The sequence below is a fragment of the Epilithonimonas tenax DSM 16811 genome (assembly GCF_000428485.1).
Taxonomy (GTDB): domain Bacteria; phylum Bacteroidota; class Bacteroidia; order Flavobacteriales; family Weeksellaceae; genus Epilithonimonas; species Epilithonimonas tenax.
On the sequence record NZ_AUAA01000030.1, the window covers coordinates 20,289 to 39,534 of the forward strand.

18 protein-coding genes and 1 pseudogene are annotated in these 19,246 nt (G+C 37.5%); 8 read left to right on the top strand and 11 right to left on the bottom strand.

The window, feature by feature from the left end:
- Nucleotides 1–222: 222 nt before the first annotated feature.
- The 4 genes from F564_RS0113290 to F564_RS21155 form a co-directional block, all read right to left on the bottom strand.
- Nucleotides 223–642: a hypothetical protein gene (locus F564_RS0113290; RefSeq protein WP_028123084.1), complete on the bottom strand. Its 420-nt coding sequence runs from the start codon at nt 640–642 to the stop codon at nt 223–225.
- A gap of 14 nt (nt 643–656) precedes the next feature.
- On the bottom strand, nt 657–1,292 hold the full coding sequence (rsmG, locus tag F564_RS0113295) for a 16S rRNA (guanine(527)-N(7))-methyltransferase RsmG (RefSeq protein WP_028123085.1): 636 nt from the start codon (nt 1,290–1,292) through the stop codon (nt 657–659).
- Nucleotides 1,293–1,381: 89 nt separating this feature from the next.
- Nucleotides 1,382–5,236, bottom strand: coding sequence for an Ig-like domain-containing protein (locus F564_RS0113300; RefSeq protein ID WP_161625942.1), 3,855 nt, complete (start codon nt 5,234–5,236; stop codon nt 1,382–1,384).
- 288 nt (nt 5,237–5,524) lie between these two features.
- Entirely contained in the window at nt 5,525–6,760 is a 1,236-nt protein-coding gene (locus tag F564_RS21155) for a LuxR C-terminal-related transcriptional regulator (protein WP_028123087.1), read from the bottom strand.
- A 328-nt stretch (nt 6,761–7,088) separates the two neighbouring features.
- Here F564_RS21155 and F564_RS0113310 point away from each other — a divergent pair, with 328 nt between their 5' ends.
- From F564_RS0113310 to F564_RS0113330, 5 genes are all read left to right on the top strand, one after another.
- Complete coding sequence (locus F564_RS0113310) at nt 7,089–8,279, top strand: pyridoxal phosphate-dependent aminotransferase (protein WP_028123088.1); 1,191 nt, start codon at nt 7,089–7,091, stop codon at nt 8,277–8,279.
- Nucleotides 8,280–8,588: 309 nt separating this feature from the next.
- Entirely contained in the window at nt 8,589–9,221 is a 633-nt protein-coding gene (locus F564_RS0113315) for a peroxiredoxin (RefSeq protein ID WP_028123089.1), read from the top strand.
- A gap of 86 nt (nt 9,222–9,307) precedes the next feature.
- Nucleotides 9,308–9,619, top strand: a complete 312-nt coding sequence (locus F564_RS0113320; protein ID WP_028123090.1) for a thioredoxin family protein — start codon at nt 9,308–9,310, stop codon at nt 9,617–9,619.
- Nucleotides 9,620–9,677: 58 nt separating this feature from the next.
- Complete coding sequence (locus tag F564_RS0113325; RefSeq protein ID WP_028123091.1) at nt 9,678–9,926, top strand: DUF6952 family protein; 249 nt, start codon at nt 9,678–9,680, stop codon at nt 9,924–9,926.
- Between the two features lie 81 nt (nt 9,927–10,007).
- The gene (locus F564_RS0113330; protein ID WP_034981602.1) at nt 10,008–11,021 is read left to right on the top strand and encodes an adenosine deaminase; all 1,014 of its coding nucleotides are present in this window, start codon (nt 10,008–10,010) and stop codon (nt 11,019–11,021) included.
- Between the two features lie 229 nt (nt 11,022–11,250).
- Here the strand turns inward: F564_RS0113330 and F564_RS0113335 are convergent, their stop codons facing one another.
- Genes F564_RS0113335 through F564_RS0113360 form a run of 6 tightly spaced genes read right to left on the bottom strand, consistent with a single transcriptional unit; the run spans nt 11,251 to nt 14,688 of the window.
- Nucleotides 11,251–11,697 (bottom strand): GNAT family N-acetyltransferase, encoded by a 447-nt coding sequence (locus F564_RS0113335; protein ID WP_034981608.1) that lies wholly within the window; start codon nt 11,695–11,697, stop codon nt 11,251–11,253.
- Nucleotides 11,694–12,191, bottom strand: coding sequence for a thermonuclease family protein (locus F564_RS0113340; protein WP_028123094.1), 498 nt, complete (start codon nt 12,189–12,191; stop codon nt 11,694–11,696). The genes F564_RS0113335 and F564_RS0113340 overlap by 4 nt, the downstream gene beginning before the upstream one ends.
- A gap of 8 nt (nt 12,192–12,199) precedes the next feature.
- Complete coding sequence (locus F564_RS0113345) at nt 12,200–12,793, bottom strand: Crp/Fnr family transcriptional regulator (RefSeq protein ID WP_028123095.1); 594 nt, start codon at nt 12,791–12,793, stop codon at nt 12,200–12,202.
- A gap of 33 nt (nt 12,794–12,826) precedes the next feature.
- On the bottom strand, nt 12,827–13,201 hold the full coding sequence (gene ytxJ / locus F564_RS0113350) for a bacillithiol system redox-active protein YtxJ (protein WP_028123096.1): 375 nt from the start codon (nt 13,199–13,201) through the stop codon (nt 12,827–12,829).
- Between the two features lie 53 nt (nt 13,202–13,254).
- Nucleotides 13,255–13,947 carry a ZIP family metal transporter gene (locus F564_RS0113355; RefSeq protein ID WP_028123097.1) on the bottom strand — a complete coding sequence of 231 codons (693 nt, stop codon included), beginning with the start codon at nt 13,945–13,947 and terminating at the stop codon, nt 13,255–13,257.
- A 3-nt stretch (nt 13,948–13,950) separates the two neighbouring features.
- Nucleotides 13,951–14,688, bottom strand: coding sequence for a class I SAM-dependent methyltransferase (locus F564_RS0113360; protein ID WP_028123098.1), 738 nt, complete (start codon nt 14,686–14,688; stop codon nt 13,951–13,953).
- Between the two features lie 102 nt (nt 14,689–14,790).
- On the opposite strand from F564_RS0113360, the gene F564_RS0113365 reads away from it, so the two are divergent.
- The 3 genes from F564_RS0113365 to F564_RS0113375 all read left to right on the top strand — a co-directional run bounded on the left by F564_RS0113365 (nt 14,791) and on the right by F564_RS0113375 (nt 18,822).
- On the top strand, nt 14,791–15,963 hold the full coding sequence (locus F564_RS0113365) for a THUMP domain-containing class I SAM-dependent RNA methyltransferase (protein ID WP_028123099.1): 1,173 nt from the start codon (nt 14,791–14,793) through the stop codon (nt 15,961–15,963).
- A gap of 42 nt (nt 15,964–16,005) precedes the next feature.
- Nucleotides 16,006–17,001, top strand: a complete 996-nt coding sequence (locus F564_RS0113370) for a glycosyltransferase (RefSeq protein WP_028123100.1) — start codon at nt 16,006–16,008, stop codon at nt 16,999–17,001.
- An 84-nt stretch (nt 17,002–17,085) separates the two neighbouring features.
- A complete protein-coding gene (locus tag F564_RS0113375; RefSeq protein WP_028123101.1) occupies nt 17,086–18,822 on the top strand; it encodes a thiamine pyrophosphate-dependent enzyme in 1,737 nt (578 codons plus the stop codon).
- Nucleotides 18,823–19,138: 316 nt separating this feature from the next.
- Here F564_RS0113375 and F564_RS21005 read toward each other — a convergent pair.
- Nucleotides 19,139–19,246 (bottom strand): annotated as a pseudogene (locus tag F564_RS21005) (IS982 family transposase); the annotation flags it as partial.

Here is a 19,246-nt window from a genome sequence, read left to right on the forward strand (position 1 = left end):
GCAACGTTGACATCGACTTTGTTAAAGCATTTCATTTAGATTTCCTACGGAATGACAAAATGGTATTTTTATCTGTCTTGCTGATCTGATGACAAATCCCATAGCCCCGATTGCAGTGGAAATCCTTTTTTGCGTTTACCTAGAGTTCTATTTAAATGGAAATCGTCTGCAAAAAAGATTGCAACGGAAAGCGGGATTAAGCTCCTTATAATGACATCAATCCTACTCCACAACCACTTTTTTCTCAAGGAAAGTACTGGTTCCTGCTGCATCCTTACCTGTAAAGAATTTGAAGGTGTAAGTTCCTGTTTTCACAGGTTTGAAATTGATCCGGCTGCCATCTACATAACTGCCATCCCCACAGACATCATTGGTCTTGAAAGCAAAATTGACAACGGTTCTTACAGAATCATTGGTATAATTATAATCATAGCTGTAGATGCCTTCGCACGTTTTTGTAAATGTGGAATATACTTTCAGCTCCTGTGTTACGCCCAAAGCCATCGTATCCATCGGGATTTTTACACTGTCTATCTTCTGAGCGTAAACGTCTGTGATCTGCTGAAAATCGTCATTGTCTTTGCAGGATGTTGCCGCAAGAGAGCATAATGAAACTACTGATAAAATAAATACTTTCTTCATAATCATTTCTTTATTTAGTTGTTAAAATTACCTTTTGATAGATATACGACTTTTTTGGTATCAAAGAATTCTTCTTCGAAATAATTTTTCAGCTGGAAGATCTCGCATCGTAGTCCGGCCAGTTCCTCGCCCAGATCACCGCCTTTTAGATAAAGTACACCATTGTGCTTAGGATTGAACTGTTCTTTCTCGAATTTTCCTCGCAACCACGTGAGGAAAACGGGCATCTGTGTCACTGCGCGGCTTATGACAAAATGGAATTTCTCTTTCAGCTGTTCTGCCCGCATATGATGTGCTGTGACATTCTGTAAACCGAGGCTTTCTGCAACGCCTTTTACCACGGTTATTTTTTTTCCGATGCTGTCTACTAATGTGAACTGGGCATTAGGGAAAAGTATGGCTAACGGAATCCCTGGAAAACCGCCGCCAGTTCCGATGTCCAGGACTTTTGTATGGTCTGCAAATGCCATAATTTTCGCAATCCCAAGGGAGTGCAGGATATGTTTTTCATAGAGACTTTCTGTATCTTTTCTGGAAATGACGTTGATCTTCTCATTCCACTCTATGTACAGGGTTTCCAGCGCTGCGAACTGATCTTTCTGCTCTGTGGTGATATCGGGGAAATATTTTAAAATTAATTCTAAAGACATAGCACGAAATTATGAATTTTAATAGTAAATCAACAAAAAAACCATCAAAAAAATTCTGATGGTTTTCAAATTTTTAAAGTTTCAATGTGTTATTTTAAAACTTTCTTGGTCATCGTTGTATTTCTAGAAATCGCTTTTATAATGTACATGCCTTCTGATAAGTTCATGTTACTGATCAAAACTTCTTTTTTAGCATTATTTGTTTTGAAGATCAGTCTGCCGACAGAGTCATACATGCTGACCTCATCCAGATTCTCATCCGCTTTTATAATGAAGTTCTGTACATCTTTGTAGATCTCAATTCCTTTCTTCACATAGCTACCTGCGCTCAGTGTCTGCGAACGTTTATAAATAATCTGAAAACGATCTTCGTATTGTCCTGCATTTGTATTGAAAACGTAAGCACCTTCTTTCAGATTGACTACTTTATTCAGATAGCTGTCTTTTAGTAAAATGTCCTGATCTTCAATGAAAACACCTTCTTTATCCGTGATACTGATTGTATAATTACCGGAAACCGAAGCCTTCACGGCAAGCTTCACGAAATCATCTGCATTGAAAGAAGCCTGTCTTGCCTGAATACCCAATTTTTTATTATCCAGAACGCTCCAGAAAGAATCATTACCCACGGAAAGCAGTTCTGTGTCAAAATTGGCGTCATACTCATTGGTAGCATCTGGAAGATAACCGATCAGGATCTCATTATTAACGTTGGTAGGTGATTTGAACTCGATCCAGAATCTATCCTTCTGATCCGATTTGTTCTCACCATTTTTATTATAGAAATTGGCATTACCGGCACCTCTCATCGCATTATTAAAGATCAAAGGCTGATTTTTCCCAGTAGCTTGTGCCTGAACAATAAAACCCTGACCTACAGAAATATAACCATTAGGCTTTCTGTTGTTGTAGCCCAAGTAGGTGGCAGAAGTTCCTCCCGTTCTATTATATAATGCATAATTATTACTGACGTAAGAACTGCCCTGCTGTGTTGTCACCTGGCTGTCATTATTGGTCCAAAGGAATAGAACACCGTTGATCTTTGTACTATTAACTGCAAAAAAATCATCGAAGTTGATATTAGAAGGATAAGGATTACCTACCAAATTATAACCGTGCGCACTGTCTGTATATTTTAACATAAAAGAAACATCACCATTCTGAGGAACACCTTTAAATTCAAATGTCGTGGCTGGCGTTGTATTGGTAATCTGTGCCGGGAAACTATTTTTCCCTCTGATTGCGTAGCCTCTTGCAGATTGGAATACGGATGTCGCACCAAGCGTGATATCATTTGCTAAAGTTGTTACAAAACGGTCATTAGCCTCATTATAAACAAAAAATCTGTTCCAAGGTGTTCCCAACTCGGATCCGCTTGCTCCCACTGTATTATAACCATCTGAGAACTGATAAAGATTTTGACCAATCACTGGAGATGACCAGTAATTGTAGCCCATTTTTGGGATCAGCGCTACTTTTTTCACGGTGACATTACCCGTGTTCACAGCGGTTCCTGTCTGTAACAGATTTGAATTATCCTCAATGATAAAATTTGCTGTCCCCGCATTATTGACAATCTGGCCATTCACTTTCACAAAATCTCCTGAGTTGATATTAAGACTTGCTCCTGGGTTGATGGTCAGGTTTTTGCTTTCAAAACCTGTGTACGCCGCTGTATTGTAGTTGGTATCAATAATGGCATTCTTTGTGGCATCAGGTGTTCCGTTGCTCCAATGTGGTGCAGTCGCATTTTGCCAAATTGTATCCGTAGAAGCATAAATATGGTTATAGAATTGACCGCCAAGCTCTGGTCCCATTGCGCCTGGAAGGAACTGAAAAACATACTGTATATAATTACTGTTGTAAAAATACAATCTAATATATATTTTTTCTCCTGGACCAACTTTAAGACCATCATCAAAATTAAATTGATTCAATGTGTAATTGTCGGTAACCTGTCTTTTAGCCAGTACGAAGACATCGCTGGAAAAATCAGCAGTTTTAGAATATCTTAATTCATAAGTGGCACCAAGAGTTCCTTTTCCAATAAAACCGAATGTTTTGGGCTCTATCGTTTTATTGGTGCTGATATTATCCAAGGTGAACTGCGCATACCTAGAGGTATTGACTGTATTCTGATTACCAGAACTTACAAGATAGTACGCTTTAGGATTGGTCTCTCCTCCAACTGCTACAGTCATCCCACCGGTGGTTGTCATCGGCGTTGCATTTATAAATGACTGGAATGGTGTTGCCGTAAAATTGTTCTGATCCCAACGGAGAAGTGGAGAAGTGCGGTTTGCAACAACATTAATATTGACAGTTGCAGCATTAGAAACACCATATTTATTGGTAATGTAATAAGAAAAAGAATCTGTACCTACGTAATCTTTTGCAGGTATGTAATTAACCGATTTATCGGTATTGACAGTAGCCGTTCCGTGAGATGGCTGGGTCAATGTCAAAGAGTTGACTAAGTTACTGTAATCATCATTGATGAGAACATTGACATTCATATCGTTATTCACAACCGCAGAAACAGAATCATTGTAAGCAATAGGTACAGTCGAGCTGTATTCTACATTTCCAATGAAAACAGGACCAGCGTTTTGGCCGTCCTTTAAAAGGATCTGCATCGCATTGTAGGTATTATAAACATAGATTCTCAAATAAAGAATCTGGCCGTCTGTGGCAATAGGTTTGGAAAAATTCTTAAGTGAAAAGGTGGATATACTGGTAGAAATTGTAGTTTCCGGAAGTAAGTTAAAAGAATTGGAAAAATTGCTGTTAAGAGAATAATCGATTTTGATTTTCGCATCACCGCCCTGCATCAGACAGAGAAAATTAAATTCTGATAAATTAAGCTTGTAACCGCTCTTCGGGCTTACCGTAAGCTGAATATATTTGGAAGTATCTATGGTCTGGGCATTTTTATCTGGCCATCCAGATGTTTGAAATGCATTATATCCGCTCGCGCTGATATTTGAAACATAAGAAAAACCAACCGTAGCGCTGAGATTATTAGCTGTAATATAATTGTTGAAAATGCTGGGTGTGAAAGTGGCATTATTCCATCTTACGAGTGCTGCATCTGTATTTTCAATCACATTGATGCTGGCTGTAGCCACATTGGATGTTCCTACGGAATTGGTTGCAGTATATTTAAAAGTATCTGTCCCAAGATAACCGATCGCTGGTTTGTAAGTGACATTCGCGGTACCATTAACCGTGACTGTCCCGTGAGCCGGTTGCTGTGTGATGGAAACCGAAGTAATGGCAAATGCGGAAACATCATTATTAAGAATATTAAATTCGCCATCATTATTTTTAGGAATCGTGAATGCATCATCATTTGCAACTGGCGCAGATGGCGTATCTACCGCAACAGTTCCTGTGATATTGGGCCCCAAACCTGCGCCACCATTTGGGGTGTAGGATAGATGAAAATTACTGTTAGTTTCGTAAACATAAAGACGGATATACATCGTCTTGCCAGAAAAAACGGTAGGATTAGTAAAATTGCTTTGTGAGAGATTATGCCAATCTGCATCTGCAACGGCTGAAGAAAATAAAGTTTGTGGATTGGAAAAATCAGAATTGGTAGCGTATCTGATCTCGAATTTTGAGGTACCGCCTTGGTTTCTGTATCTTAAATTAAGACTTGCAAGTGTAAGCTTATAGTTATTACCCGGCGAAACAGATAACTGCACATACTTCGCGAGATCAATAGTATTGGAACTGGATAATCCTGAAATCATAAAAAAAGTCTGATCCCAGCTTGTGGAAGTAATAGCCACTCCGCCAGCAGCGGTTAAATCTTGAGCAGAAACATGACTTACTGTCGTAGCTTTAAGATTATTTTTTGTCCATCTGACCAATTCAGATTGCGCATTGAAGACATTTGCAATTAACATTGCAAGAAACACATATAATTTTTTTTTCATCATCTGTTATTTTAACCAAAAAATTAAGAGGCAAATTTAAACGATTGTTTAATAATTAAAATTGACATATGGTAATAAAATCAATTGTTCAATTCTTAATTTATCCAAATAAAAACTTAATTGTTGATAAGTTTACAGGAAACAATCCCTTTGTATTTTACTTAATAATACTGCAATATTATTGATAATTTTATAAGAATAAACAACACTTAAGTCCAGAATGATGGTTAAAGCAAAAGAACTACCCCTTGGGATAGTCCTTTATTAGCGCATGTCGTAGGTTTGTAGCTATTGATTTATTATTTTTTTGAACAGATCTTTTCGATCTTTAATTTCAAGAATACTGTAAATATTTTTGATATGATATTTTACGGTACTTTCTGTTATAAAAAGTTTTTCTGCAATTTCTTTATTTGACAATCCATCGGTCATCAGACTTAATAGTTCTTTTTGTCTCTCCGTTAACTTATCAGAATTGGCCATGACTTCTTCTGGATTCACAAATTTTTCCCCCGAATGAGGACGTTGGGAATAGTGCTCGAGATCTTGTTTCATTTGCTCGATCTCCTCTTCCATTTTAATTTTATCGTTCTTCAAGCCTTTGGTTTTGAAAACAGAAAAAAGAATAATTGATAAGAGAATGGCCGCAACGAACAAAGCCCCTATTTTTTCCCAGAAATTAAGTTCACTTTGCAAACCCTCCTTCCTTGCCAGATACACATTATCTATCATGTGCATTTCGGAAATTTTACCGCCTTGATTTTCTAGCTTTCTTAGAGAGTCCAGATTTAAACCAATCATATAGGCTTTATCTAACCTATTATTCTCTTTGTAAATCCGCTCCATTTCGGCCGTCAAAAACACTTCATATTTCAGAATACCACAACGCTCAGAGATTTTCTCGCCTTCTTTATAAAGACGCTCCACCTTATCAATATCTCTTTGACGGTTGTAAAGCTCCATCATTTTCGCCATAACTAGGGGAACATTACAATAGCTCACCCGCCTTAGCACTGCAAGAGCTTGATTGTATTTTTTTTCTGCTGTATCATATTCGTGATCCAGCAAAAGAAGATAACCTTCCTGCATCAGGATATAGGCCTCATCCTCGGGAAGTGCTTTTTTGTAGTGCTGGTCAGAAATATGTTTCATCGCTTGGCTGGATTTTTTGTAATCCCGATTGTCGAAATGAACAAATGCAAATTCATAATCTATCCGCATCCGAAGGAGGTTATCTTTCGGCAATTGGTTTGCAAAAACAAGAGATTTGTGAAGATATTCTATGCACAAAAGGTAATCATTCGCACTGCGGTAAGTACTTGCCATAAGGAAGAGCACATGACCTTCTTCCTCGTCCGTTAAGTCTGCTGAAAGTAAAACATCTGACAATTTCTGTAGTGAAACTTTCTGCTTTCCCTCTTGGTTATACTTAATGATGGTATGCTCCAACGCATCTGTATTTAAGCTTTCTGCGTTTAGGAAACTAGCAAAAATAAAAAAAAGCATTGCTAAATAAGGTTTCATTGATATGGAGGTGGCTTTGTCCTGATTACTTCAATCTGTATTGAAAAACTTTCTGAGATTAATAAATATTTTATACAAAAATAATCATTTATATATAAATTTTACGGAATATTAATGATCTTTTATCCATATCCACAATGGATCAACAGCCCATAATGATCCAATAGACTTTGAGGCGCACCGCTGTAATTAATCCCGTAAAAATCCCACTTCTTGACTTTTGAAAATAGGGTTTTATTTAATCTTTCTTAATAAAATTCTTAAAACAAGCCATCAATTTTATATTAAAAATTTATATTTGTCATAAATCTAATTATAAAATAGTTTCATGAGTAAAATTTCTGATAGATTGAACAGACTGAGTTATTCTCAGACTTTCGTGATGAGCAATAAAGCGCGCGATATGAAGGCCGCAGGAATCGATGTAATAAGCTTAACTCTGGGCGAACCGGATTTCGATGTGCCTCAAAAAATCAAACAAGCCGCCTTTGACGCTATTAATGAAAATTACAGCCACTACTCACCTGTTCCAGGATTTTTGGAACTCAGACAAGCTATTGCCGCAAAACTGAAAAGAGACAATGGTTTGGATTATAAACCGAACCAAATCTGTGTAGCCAATGGTGCAAAACAATCGATCATCAATGTTTTATCAGCAATCGTGAACGACGGGGACGAAGTGATCTTGCCAGCTCCCTATTGGGTAAGTTATGACGAGATGGTAAAACTGGTAGGTGGAACATCTGTTTTCATAGAAACTTCGATTGATACCGAATTCAAATTTACTGCTGAACAATTAGAAAAAGCAATCAGCCCAAAAACCAAAGCTTTGCTTTACAGTTCGCCTTGTAATCCTTCCGGAAGTTATTACACCAGAGAAGAGTTGGAAGCCATCGCCAATGTGGTTGCAAAACATCCGCACGTCACCATCATCTCAGACGAGATCTACGAATTTATCAATTACGAAGGTGAGCATGTTTCTATCGCAAGTTTCCCGCAGGTATATGAGCAGACGGCTGTGATCAACGGGATGAGCAAAGCTTTCGCAATGACTGGTTGGAGAATTGGTTATTCTGCCTGTCCGAATTGGTTGGCGAGTGCTTGCGAGAAAGTCCAGGGTCAGATGACCAGCGGCGCAAATACCGTAGCACAAAGAGCATCTATCACTGCGATGCAAATGGATCCATCAGAATTACAATATATGATCACAGAATTCCACAAAAGACGTGACATTGTTTTTGAATTGATGAAAGACATCAAAGGTTTCAAATGCAACATGCCGAAAAGCGCCTTTTATTTCTTCCCGGATATTTCTTATTTCGTTGGGAAAAACCTAAATGGAACAGAGATCAAAGATGCGGACGATTTCGCAATGTTCTTGTTGGACAAAGCCCACGTTGGCTGCGTTGGCGGTGTAAGTTTCGGAAGTCCGGAATGCATCCGTTTTTCTTACGCTGCATCAGAGCAGGATCTGAGAGAAGCGATGAAGAGAATTAAGGAATGTGTGGAAGAATTTTAGCCAGCTTTTTATAAACAAGCACAGAGCATCACCCAAAAAGTGGTGCTTTTTTATTTTGAAAATAATCACAATTCCTGACTTAGCTCATTTTATTTGTTAATTATTTGTTTGAAATTTGACTCAGATTTTGAAACTGAATGACCACGATCTCAATCATCGCTCAGCCTAAAATGTAAAACAGCTATCATAACACTGTTAGTTTACAGACTTTCATATTGATAGATTTTATAAATCGAAAATTCATATTCAATTCACAAAATCTTTGTAATTTCGCACTATCAAAATATAACAATTAAAAACTTAAATATTATGTCATTAGTAGGTAAATTATTCCCAAATGTTGCGATTGATGCAATGAGCGAAATGGGTGACGATCTTAAGATCAATGTTTTTGAAGAAGCTTTAAATAATCAGCAAAAAGTAATTTTGTTCTGGTATCCAAAAGATTTCACTTTTGTTTGCCCGACAGAATTGCACGCTTTTCAGGAAGCTTTACCAGAATTTCAAAAAAGAAATACAGTAATCATTGGTGCATCTTGCGATACCAATGAAGTCCATTTTGCTTGGCTGAACACCCCAAAAGACAACGGAGGAATCGAGGGTGTTACTTACCCTATCCTAGCCGATACACACAGACAATTGGCAAATATCCTTGGAATTGTAGATCAGGATCTGGATTACGATGAGGAAGGAAATGAAGTGTACACAGGTTCCAACGTTACTTACAGAGCCACTTATCTGATCGATGAAACTGGAAAAATCTTCCACGAGTCTGTAAACGACATGCCACTTGGTAGAAATGTGAAAGAATATCTTCGTTTGATTGACGCTTATGCTCACGTACAGAAACACGGCGAAGTTTGTCCTGCAAACTGGGAAGAAGGCAAAGAAGCAATGAATGCCAACAGAACTGGCGTTGCAGAATACTTCAGCAAAAACTAAGATAACAATCTGAAAATGTAACAGTTTAACAATGAATTAATTATTGGTAAATTGTTAAACTGCTACATTGTTAAATTTATAAAATTATGTACATAGAACTTACAGAAGACAATTTACAGAAGATCGTAAGTGAGAATGACAAAGTGATGGTTCAGTATGGTGCCACCTGGTGTGGAAACTGCAGAATTATGAAACCAAAATTCAAAAAACTGGCTTCAGAAAATGACGAGATTCCATTCTACTACGTCGATGCAGAGAAATTGCCAGAAAGCAGAAAACTTGCAACAGTTGACAATTTGCCAACTTTCGCAGCATTTGAAGGCGGAAGTTTGAAGAATCAGGTTCAGACCAATCAAGCTGACAGTTTGGCGAGGTTGTTTTCAGAAATTAAGAATTAAAATTAAATCGTTTCTAATTTTTTAATCATTTAGTTTTTTAATCTTTAAATCTAAAATAATGAAATTACCCATCATAAGACAGTTTTATCAAAACCAGACACCGGCTAATCTGGAAGCTACTTTGGAAGTTTTGGAAAGTTTTTCAGAATTCCGAAATGTGTCTGAAGAAGACCTGAACGTTGCAGGAGAATTGATCACCAACATTTGCGGAGCGCTGGAAGTGCACGCCAACGTTAACAATGGAATGAGCGAAAAAGATGCGCTTAACTCATTTGCCCAAAAGGTAATGGGATCCATTGACAAATAGAAGTTAAATTTTATAATATATAAAGGCTTTAGAATCATTTTCTAAAGCCTTTTTTATTACATTTGAATCAATCAAAAAACTATGAAAGATTTTATTGCCGCGCTTCCAAAAGCTGAATTACATCTCCATATCGAAGGAAGTTTCGAACCGGAACTAATGTTCGAAATTGCCCAAAGAAACCAAATCGAGATTCCTTACAAAACCATCGACGAAGTCAAAAAAGCTTATCAATTCTCTTGTCTTCAGGACTTTCTTGACATTTATTACGCCGGAGCAGGCGTTCTGATTTACGAGCAAGATTTCTATGATTTAGCAATGGCTTATTATCAAAAATGTTATGAAAATAAGGTGATACACACAGAGATTATGTTTGATCCGCAAACGCATACAGAACGCGGAATTGCTTTCGAAACCGTGATCAATGGTTTACAAAAAGCAAGAATCGATGCTAAAGAAAAGTGGGGCATCAATTCTTTATTTATAATGAGTTACCTGCGACACTTGTCCGAGGAATCGGCGTTTGAAACTTTGAGACACTCGCTTTCTTACAAACATCTCATCATGTCTGTTGGTTTAGATTCTTCCGAGATGGGAAATCCACCAGCTAAATTCAAAAATGTATTTGCAGCATCTGTGAAAGAAGGCTACATTCCGGTGGCTCACGCTGGCGAAGAAGGCCCAACTGATTATATTTGGGAAGCTATTGATGTTCTAAAGGTTGTAAGGATCGATCACGGAAATAGGTGCTTGGAAGATGAAAATTTGGTTCAGGAAATTGTAAAAGGAGATCTGGCTTTAACAGTTTGTCCGCTTTCCAATCTCGAACTCAGAAACACCGATGTAATGACCAACCACCCATTGAAAAAGCTATTGCACAAAGGCATCAAGGCAACGGTAAATTCAGACGATCCCGCCTATTTTGGAGGTTATATGAATGCTAACTTCAGTGCGGTTCAGCACACTTTGGATCTCTCGAAAGAGGACATCATTACTTTAGTTAAAAACGCGTTCACCTATTCCTTCGCCACAGATGAACAGAAGAAATGTTATTTGGAAAAAGTAAATGAGGTTGTTCATCAATTTGAAAATTCCTGATTGTTTGCCATTTGTCATCCATTAAAACCAATTGTGAAATTTTAAGTTTGTTTTTACCATTAGAAATACAAAGGTTTTTCACAACATACACAAAGACTTGCGTGCTTTGTGAAAATCTTGGTGATCTTTGTGTTAAAAATTGGCTGGAAATATGATTTTGGAGATTGTGAGATTACTGGTTTCGATCCGAAGTGGTATTGTCAAATTGATCATTACAAATTTTAAAATCTTAATTTTTAAGAATCATCAGACTCCTTTTATGATTTTGGAAACCGTAATGTTCATAGAGTTTTTTTGCTCTTTCGTTATGCTTTTCGACTTCCAATAAAACCACTGGGAAGTGATTCTCAACCGAATAATCCTTCACAAATTCCAAAGCTTTTTTCCCTAGAGATTTGCCCTGAAACTCTGGTTTGATATACAGTTCGTCCAAAAACAAAATCTCACCGCCAAACTCGAAACTGAAATATTTCACAAGAATCATATAGCCGGCAATTTTGCCTTCGAAGCGTATTTTAAAACAATCCCCATATTGCTCCTCATTAATGAATTTCTGAAAATTACCCATCGTTGATCCCTCATCAAAAGGATAAAAATCGATGGCATAAAAATCCCTCATCATCTGAGAAAGTTCGGGAATATCGCAAAGCGTTGCTTTTAAAATCTCGTGATTCATTTTTTCTTTTTTTCTCTCCAAAGCCAAGGCGCAGTTGGATTATGTTCTTTCCAAAGTCCTACTCGATTTTTCCTGGCTTCTAGCTCAAGTTTTTCGTAGATAGGATTTTGAGAATATTTTTTATAATGCCAGGCCATTCCTAGCCTTATCATTTGCTGATTGACGTTTTGATTTTTGTCATTGGTAACCACTGCGATAAGCCGTTTGTAACGGTCATATTTTTCACCTTTAACCGTCACTGTTCTGCCAAAACAAAGATCTGACAAAGCATTTTTAGCATGATTTCCAAACGGCTGTTTTCCGCGTTTCTCAGGACAATCAATATGAGCCAGCCGGATTTTTACCGGACTATTTTTATAAAGAATTTCCATCGTATCACCGTCCATTATTCCGATGACTTTTGCTGTAAAGGTCTTATTGGAAAGCTTTTCGGTACGTTGAAGTGCACCAAAAATCTCAACAGAAAATAACATCAGAACTAGAAAATACCGCATTCAGAAATTTAGATTTCAAATTTTTTCTTTGCCAATTCTTTTCTGACCCTGCTCAAACTTTCCGGCGTGATTCCAAGGTAGGAAGCCACCATCCATTGTGGTGCTCGAAGCATTAGATTTGGATACCTTGTCAAAAAATCCATATACCGTTCTTCCGCGGTTGTACTGATCAAGGCATTGACTCTATTTTGAAGATTTTTGATATGATTGAACATCAATCTCTGGTTTTTCTCCGCCACATGCGGATAGATCTTGGACAGATTTTCAAAAAAACCTTCCTTGGTTACAACAATCACGCTGTCCTCTATGGCTTCTATGTAAAACCTGGATTTCTCATTCAGCAACTGACTTGTGGTATCAGAAATAATCCAGTTTTCTGGTGCAAATTGGATGACGTGTTCTTTCCCAGCTTTATCAATAGAATACATTCTCAACAGACCTTTTTCCACAAAAAAAGTAGAATCAGAGATCTCGCCTTCTCTCAGGATAATCTCATTTTTCTTCACTTCCTTGATCTCATAAAAGGTCGAACAAACCTCCAGTCTCGCCATAGGAACACCTAATATTTGCGAAAGATGATTGCGAAAATTATGATATTCCATCTGTGCTTACTGTGTTTAAATGTGTTGTTCTAATTATATTTGATCTAAATCTATACTTTGGTGAGAAGCATTATATACAGGTTTCCCATTTTCCAAAGCAATCAGCTGTGGACTCTGGTGTGTGACTCCAAAACGACTCTCTATTTCGTTGGAAATATCACGATATGCAATCAAATCCAGAAAATAATAAATTTGATCTTTATCAGAATTTTCCATCTGTTTCTCAAAAGACTTCAGCACTGTTTTGCTGATAAAACAACGCGTTGAATGTTTGAAAATCAGCACTTTTTGTTTAAATGACTTTTCTACAGCCAGATCAAGATCTTTCTCGGATTCAATGGTTCTCCAAAGACTTTTGGTTTGATCCTGCTCTTCTTTTTTTCCGAATATTTGGTCTAAAAATCCCATAGAATTAATTTGAGTAAAAATATGATTTTCCGATCGATCTGGAAAATACTTTTTTAGTGGTGGTGAAAAAGATGTCCGGCCAATGCCAGTGCGACCCCAACCATCACAAGGATAATCTTCTGCCAGTCCATCTTATGATTTTTGTTGCTTTCAAAAATGATAACACTTGATATATGCAGGAAAATTCCGCCAACTACGGCTAAGAAGTACACTTTCAGATTTTCATCAAAATACTTCCCAAGCAACATCCCAAGTGGTGAAGCTAAGGCAAAAACAGAAACTATAACCCAAAATTTGGTAGAAAAATTCTTGCTGTGTGCCAGAAAACTTCCCAAAACAAAAGAAATCGGAATGTTATGGAAAAGTATTCCTAAAAGATAAGGCGAAAACGTCTCCTTCTCGTGTGACAAAGGAATACCCTCTATGAACGCGTGGACAAACAAACCAGCGATCAGTGCGATTGGAATGATTGAATGATCATCGGAATGGTGATGAACGTGGCCGTGTTCGAAACCTTTGGTCAGATTTTCTAAAAGCATCTGAATCAAAACACCAAGGATCACGAAAATTCCAATTTGATGTCCGCCAGTTTCATAGACCTCCGGAAAAACTTCATTAAGACAAATCGTAATCAGAAAACCTGCACTTAATATCAAAAGATTTTTGGCAAATTGCTGTTTGCTCCCGAAATACTTCCCGAGAAAAACACCGATCAATACGCTTAATATGAGTAGTAAAATTATAATCATTTAAATCTTTTCCTTATTTTTTCTGAATAAATTAATACAACGCTGCGAACTTCCTTCATCAAAATCATTCAATTGATAATCGCCCCATCTTTTCACCAATTCAAAACCAAATTCTTCAGCATATTGCAATATTTTTTCTGGTCGGGTCAGTTTCACCCGTTCAAAAAAATGAAACTTTTTGCCTTCATCTTCAAAATCAATTTCCTTTATAATGTATTCGCCTTCAATCTGTTTTTTGATAATAAAAACAATATTTTCCCTCTCGACAGATGCTGTTGGCGTGATCATACTTTTCACATATTCCGCATTCAGAAAATCGAGGACAAAATAAGCTTTATCTTTCAAAACATCGGAAACAGAACGGAAAACACTTTTGTCTTCTTCCTCCGTTTCAAAATATCCAAAACTCGTAAACAGGTTAAAAACCGCATCCACAGGCTCGCTTTCAATTGGATTTCGCATATCGTGAACCTGAAACTTCAAAGTCTCTGTTTCAAATTGCTTATCAAAACCGATACTTTGCTCAGAAAGATCAAGACCTAGAACATCGTAACCCAATTTATTCAGATAAATAGAATGCCTGCCTTTTCCGCAAGCCAAATCAATTATTTTTGAGTTTTTCTCAAGTTTCACATAATCCGTTAAAAGATTCAGAAAATCTTCTGCTTCCTTATAATCGTGATTTCTGTAAAGTATGTGATAATATGGTGTATCAAACCATTCTTCGAACCATTGCATTTTGCAAAAATAGTGAAAATTGACGTGAGACAAATAGAATATAGATGATAGATTTTTCAAATCAATTATCATTTATCGATTATCATTCATTAATTTTGCAGAATGGATATAGAAAATCTACAGATACAAGTCAAAACTTTTTTTGGATTAGAACAGATTTTGGCAGAAGAAATCAAGAAATTAGGCGGTAAAAATGTCGAAATCAAAAACCGAGCAGTCACTTGCGAAGGCGACTTGGGATTTCTTTACAAGCTTAATTATTCTTGCAGAACAGCCGTTAAAATCATCATTCCCGTTATGGAATTTAAGGCTTACAATGAAAGCAAGTATTACGACAAACTGTTTAAGTTTGAATGGGATGAGTTTTTGGAACCCAACCAGACTTTTGCCATAGACGCAACGGTCAACTCTGATAGATTCAACCATTCTCAATTTATGACTTTGAAAATGAAAGACGCCATCGTGGATTATTTTCAGGACAAATATAAGATGAGACCCAGCGTCAATAAAGACAATCCAGATATCAAATTCCATCTTCACATCGACAGAGAATTGGTAACCATTTCTATCGACAGTTCTGGCGATCCGCTTTTCAAACGTGGCTACAGAAAACAGCAGACTATTGCACCAATCAACGAAGTTTTGGCTTCCGGAATGTTGCAATTGGCTGGCTGGGACGGAAAAGGAAACTTCCTGGATCCAATGTGCGGCTCTGGAACATTGTTGATAGAAGCGGCGATGATCGCAATGGATCTGCCTCCGCAGACTTTCAGAAGAAATTTCGGTTTCCAGAATTGGAAAAACTACGATTCTGAATTATTCAAAACCATCAAAGATGTGAGATTGAACCGCGTAAGAGAGTTCACTGGGAAAATCGTAGGTTATGATATCGATGCTGAAGCTTTGGACATTGCGCACATCAATATAGAAGCTGCCGAAATGGACGATGTCATCACGCTTAGAAACAAAGATTTTTTTGAATCTGAGAAAGATCTGTTCCCATTATTGATTGTTTTCAATCCGCCTTATGATGAGCGAATTTCGATCAATGACGATGATTTTTACAAGAAAATAGGCGATACTTTCAAACAACATTATCCAAATACTTTGGCTTGGCTGATTTCCGCAGACCTTGATGCGCCTAAGAAAATCGGATTGAGACCTTCCAGAAGAATCAAATTATTTAATGGAAAATTGGAAACGAGATTTTTGCAGTATGAGATGTATGATGGATCTAAGAAGGGGAAATATATGAATAAGGAGGAGGATTTATAAAAATCAGATTTTTTTACATTGTTAAATTGTTAGATTATTACATTGAATTCCATTTCCATCATCATCGCCATCTTCAACAGAAAAGACGAATTGTTCGAGCTTCTTAATTCTCTATCTCATCAAACCGATAAAGATTTTGAAGTGATCATCGTGGATGATGGTTCCAAGATCGCGCTTCTGCCAACTGTAGAACTATTCGAAGAGCAATTGGATATTCAGTTTTTCCGAAAAGATAATTCAGGACCCGGACTTTCCAGAAATTACGGGGCAAAACGGGCAAAAAACGATTGGTTGGTTTTCGTGGATTCTGACGTCATTGTCGAGACAGATTACATCGAAAATATCAAGAGAAATCTTGTTGAAAATCCTTGCGATGCTTTTGGTGGTGCGGATAAGGCGCACAAAGGTTTCAACCTGATGCAGAAAGCCATCTCTTACTCTATGACTTCGGTGTTTACAACAGGCGGAATCCGTGGAAAGAAAAGCGCTGTGACGAAATTCCAGCCCAGAAGTTTCAATATGGGTGTGAACAAAGAAATTTTCCTGAAAGTTGGCGGTTTCTCCGAAATGAGAATTGGTGAAGATCCAGATCTATCGATGACACTTTGGGAATTTGGCTACACCACTTTGTTTTACGATAACATTGGCGTTTACCACAAACGCAGAACAGATTTTGGCAGATTCTCAAAACAGGTTTACCAATTCGGTTGCGCAAGACCAATCCTTAATCAAAGACATCCAAAATATACCAAACTGACTTTTTGGTTTCCCAGCGTATTTCTGTTGGGATATGTGGTCGGGATCATCCACTATGTCGTTTGGGGAAATGGTTTGATCCTCGCTCTATACGGATTTTACACGTTTGTTGTTTTGTTCCACGCACTCATTGTCACCAGGAACATCAGCATCGCATCTATGGCAATTATTTCTACTTATATCCAGATGTTCTCCTATGGCTATGGTTTTCTGAAATCCTGGTTTCTGCTCAATATTCTGAGACAAACACCCCGAGAAGCTTTCCCAAAGCATTTTCATTGATTTAATTAACGTTTAATTATAAGTAGATATCCTTGATTGGAACATCTTTTGTGAAATTTAATTTTTAATTAAATTCATAAAACTATGTCTAAAAATATCGCTGACCAATTTGTAGAAATCCTTGTAAAAACCGGAGTCAAACGCATATATGCTGTCACTGGTGACAGCCTTAATTTTTTAAATGATGCCATCAAACGTGAAGGTTCCATCAAATGGATCCACGTGAGACACGAGGAAGTGGGCGCTTTTGCTGCGGCTGCAGAAGCCGAGTTGGAAGGGCTTGCGGTTTGCGCAGGAAGTTCCGGTCCGGGTCACGTGCATCTCATCAACGGACTTTATGAAGCTAATCGTGCAAACGTTCCTGTTTTGGCGATTGCTTCAACTTGTGAAAGTTCGGAATTTGGAACTTCTTATTTTCAGGAGACCAATACGATCAAATTATTTGATGACTGTTCGGTTTATAATCAGATTGCGACAACGCCAGAACAGGCTCCCAGAATGTTGCAGGCCGCCTTGCAACACGCCATTTCTCAAAAAGGCGTGGCCGTTTTAGGAGTACCAGGTGATCTTTTCGAAGCTGACTCTGTGAAAAACATCAGCTCTGATATGGTATTCCAGACAAATCCAAGAATTATTCCTTCCGAAGAAGAAACCAATTGGATTGCTGATCATCTTAATTCAGGGAAAAAAGTGGCGATCTATTGTGGTATTGGCGCTTCCGAAGCGCACGCAGAAGTGATTGATCTTGCTGAAAAACTAAACGCCCCAATAGGTTATTCTTTTCGTGGAAAAATGGGAATCCAGTACAACAATCCTTATGAAGTTGGGATGACGGGACTTTTGGGTTTGCCTTCAGCTTTTAAAGCGATGCACGAGGCTGATGTTATTTTATTGCTCGGAACAGATTTTCCTTATGTGAAATTTATGCCTGTAGACAAAGTAATTATTCAGATTGATGACAAGCCGGAACGTTTGGGAAGACGGGCGCAGTTGACAAGAGGTTTTGCGGGAAAAATCAAAGATTCATTAATCAATCTTTTATCATTAATCAAAATTAATGACAACAGAGAATTTCTTGATAAGCAATTAGCGTTTTATGAAAAAGTAAAACATAATTTACAGTCTTACGTTGAAGACAAAGGAAAAGAAAATCATATCTCGCCCGAATTTGTTGCAGAAACTTTAAACATTAAAGCCAATCAAGATACAATATTTACCGTCGATACAGGAATGTGTTGCGTTTGGGGTGCAAGATATATCAACGCGACTGGCGAGAGAAAACTCTTGGGATCCTTCAATCACGGGACGATGGCGAATGCAATGCCAATGGCGATTGGCGCACAATTATCCTATCCTGAGAGACAAATCATTGCACTATGTGGAGACGGTGGACTTTCTATGTTATTAGGCGATATTGCGACCATCAAACAATACGGTTTACCCATCAAAATCATCGTTTTCAACAACAGGTCACTTGGAATGGTAAAACTGGAGATGGAAGTCAACGGCATTCCGGATAATGAAACGGATATGGTGAATCCGGATTTCGGATTGTTGGCTCAGGCTTTCGGTATCAAAGGCATTAATGTTACCGATCCAGAAAAAGTACAAGAAGCAATCGATGATGCTTTACAAACCAAAGGTCCGGTTTTGGTCAATATTTTTACAGATCCGAATGCGCTGGCAATGCCACCCAAAGTTGGTTGGGATCAGATGAAAGGAATGGGAATTGCGATGACGAGAATGATGCTGGATGGTAATTTCAAAGAGGTTTCTGATACGATCAGCAGCAATTACAAACATATCAAAGAAGTGTTATAAAAATAACGAGAGCCCAATAATGACATTGGGCTTTTTTGTTCTGATGAAGTATTTCAAAGAAATTGTATTGGAAATAGTCTAAAGAAAAAAAACACTTCAAAACAAAAAAAGCTCCACATAATGTGAAGCTTTGGGAAAATAATATATATAACCTTAGTTTAAAAAACTATTTCAAAGAAATCATTCTGCTGAAGTTGTCGCCGTCTTTTTCAACATTGATGATGTATGTTTCTGTATTGGCCGGATTAAGATCAAATGTAAGGTCAATCAATCCGTTTTTCACCACATGATCATTATTATAACTCGTAGTGCATTATCAAACTAATGCAATTTTAATATTATTCATTTTTCTATTAAATACAAAAACATTTACAAATTGAATGAAAGTTAATGCTGTTATTTTGCTCAATATCCTTGTTTTAAA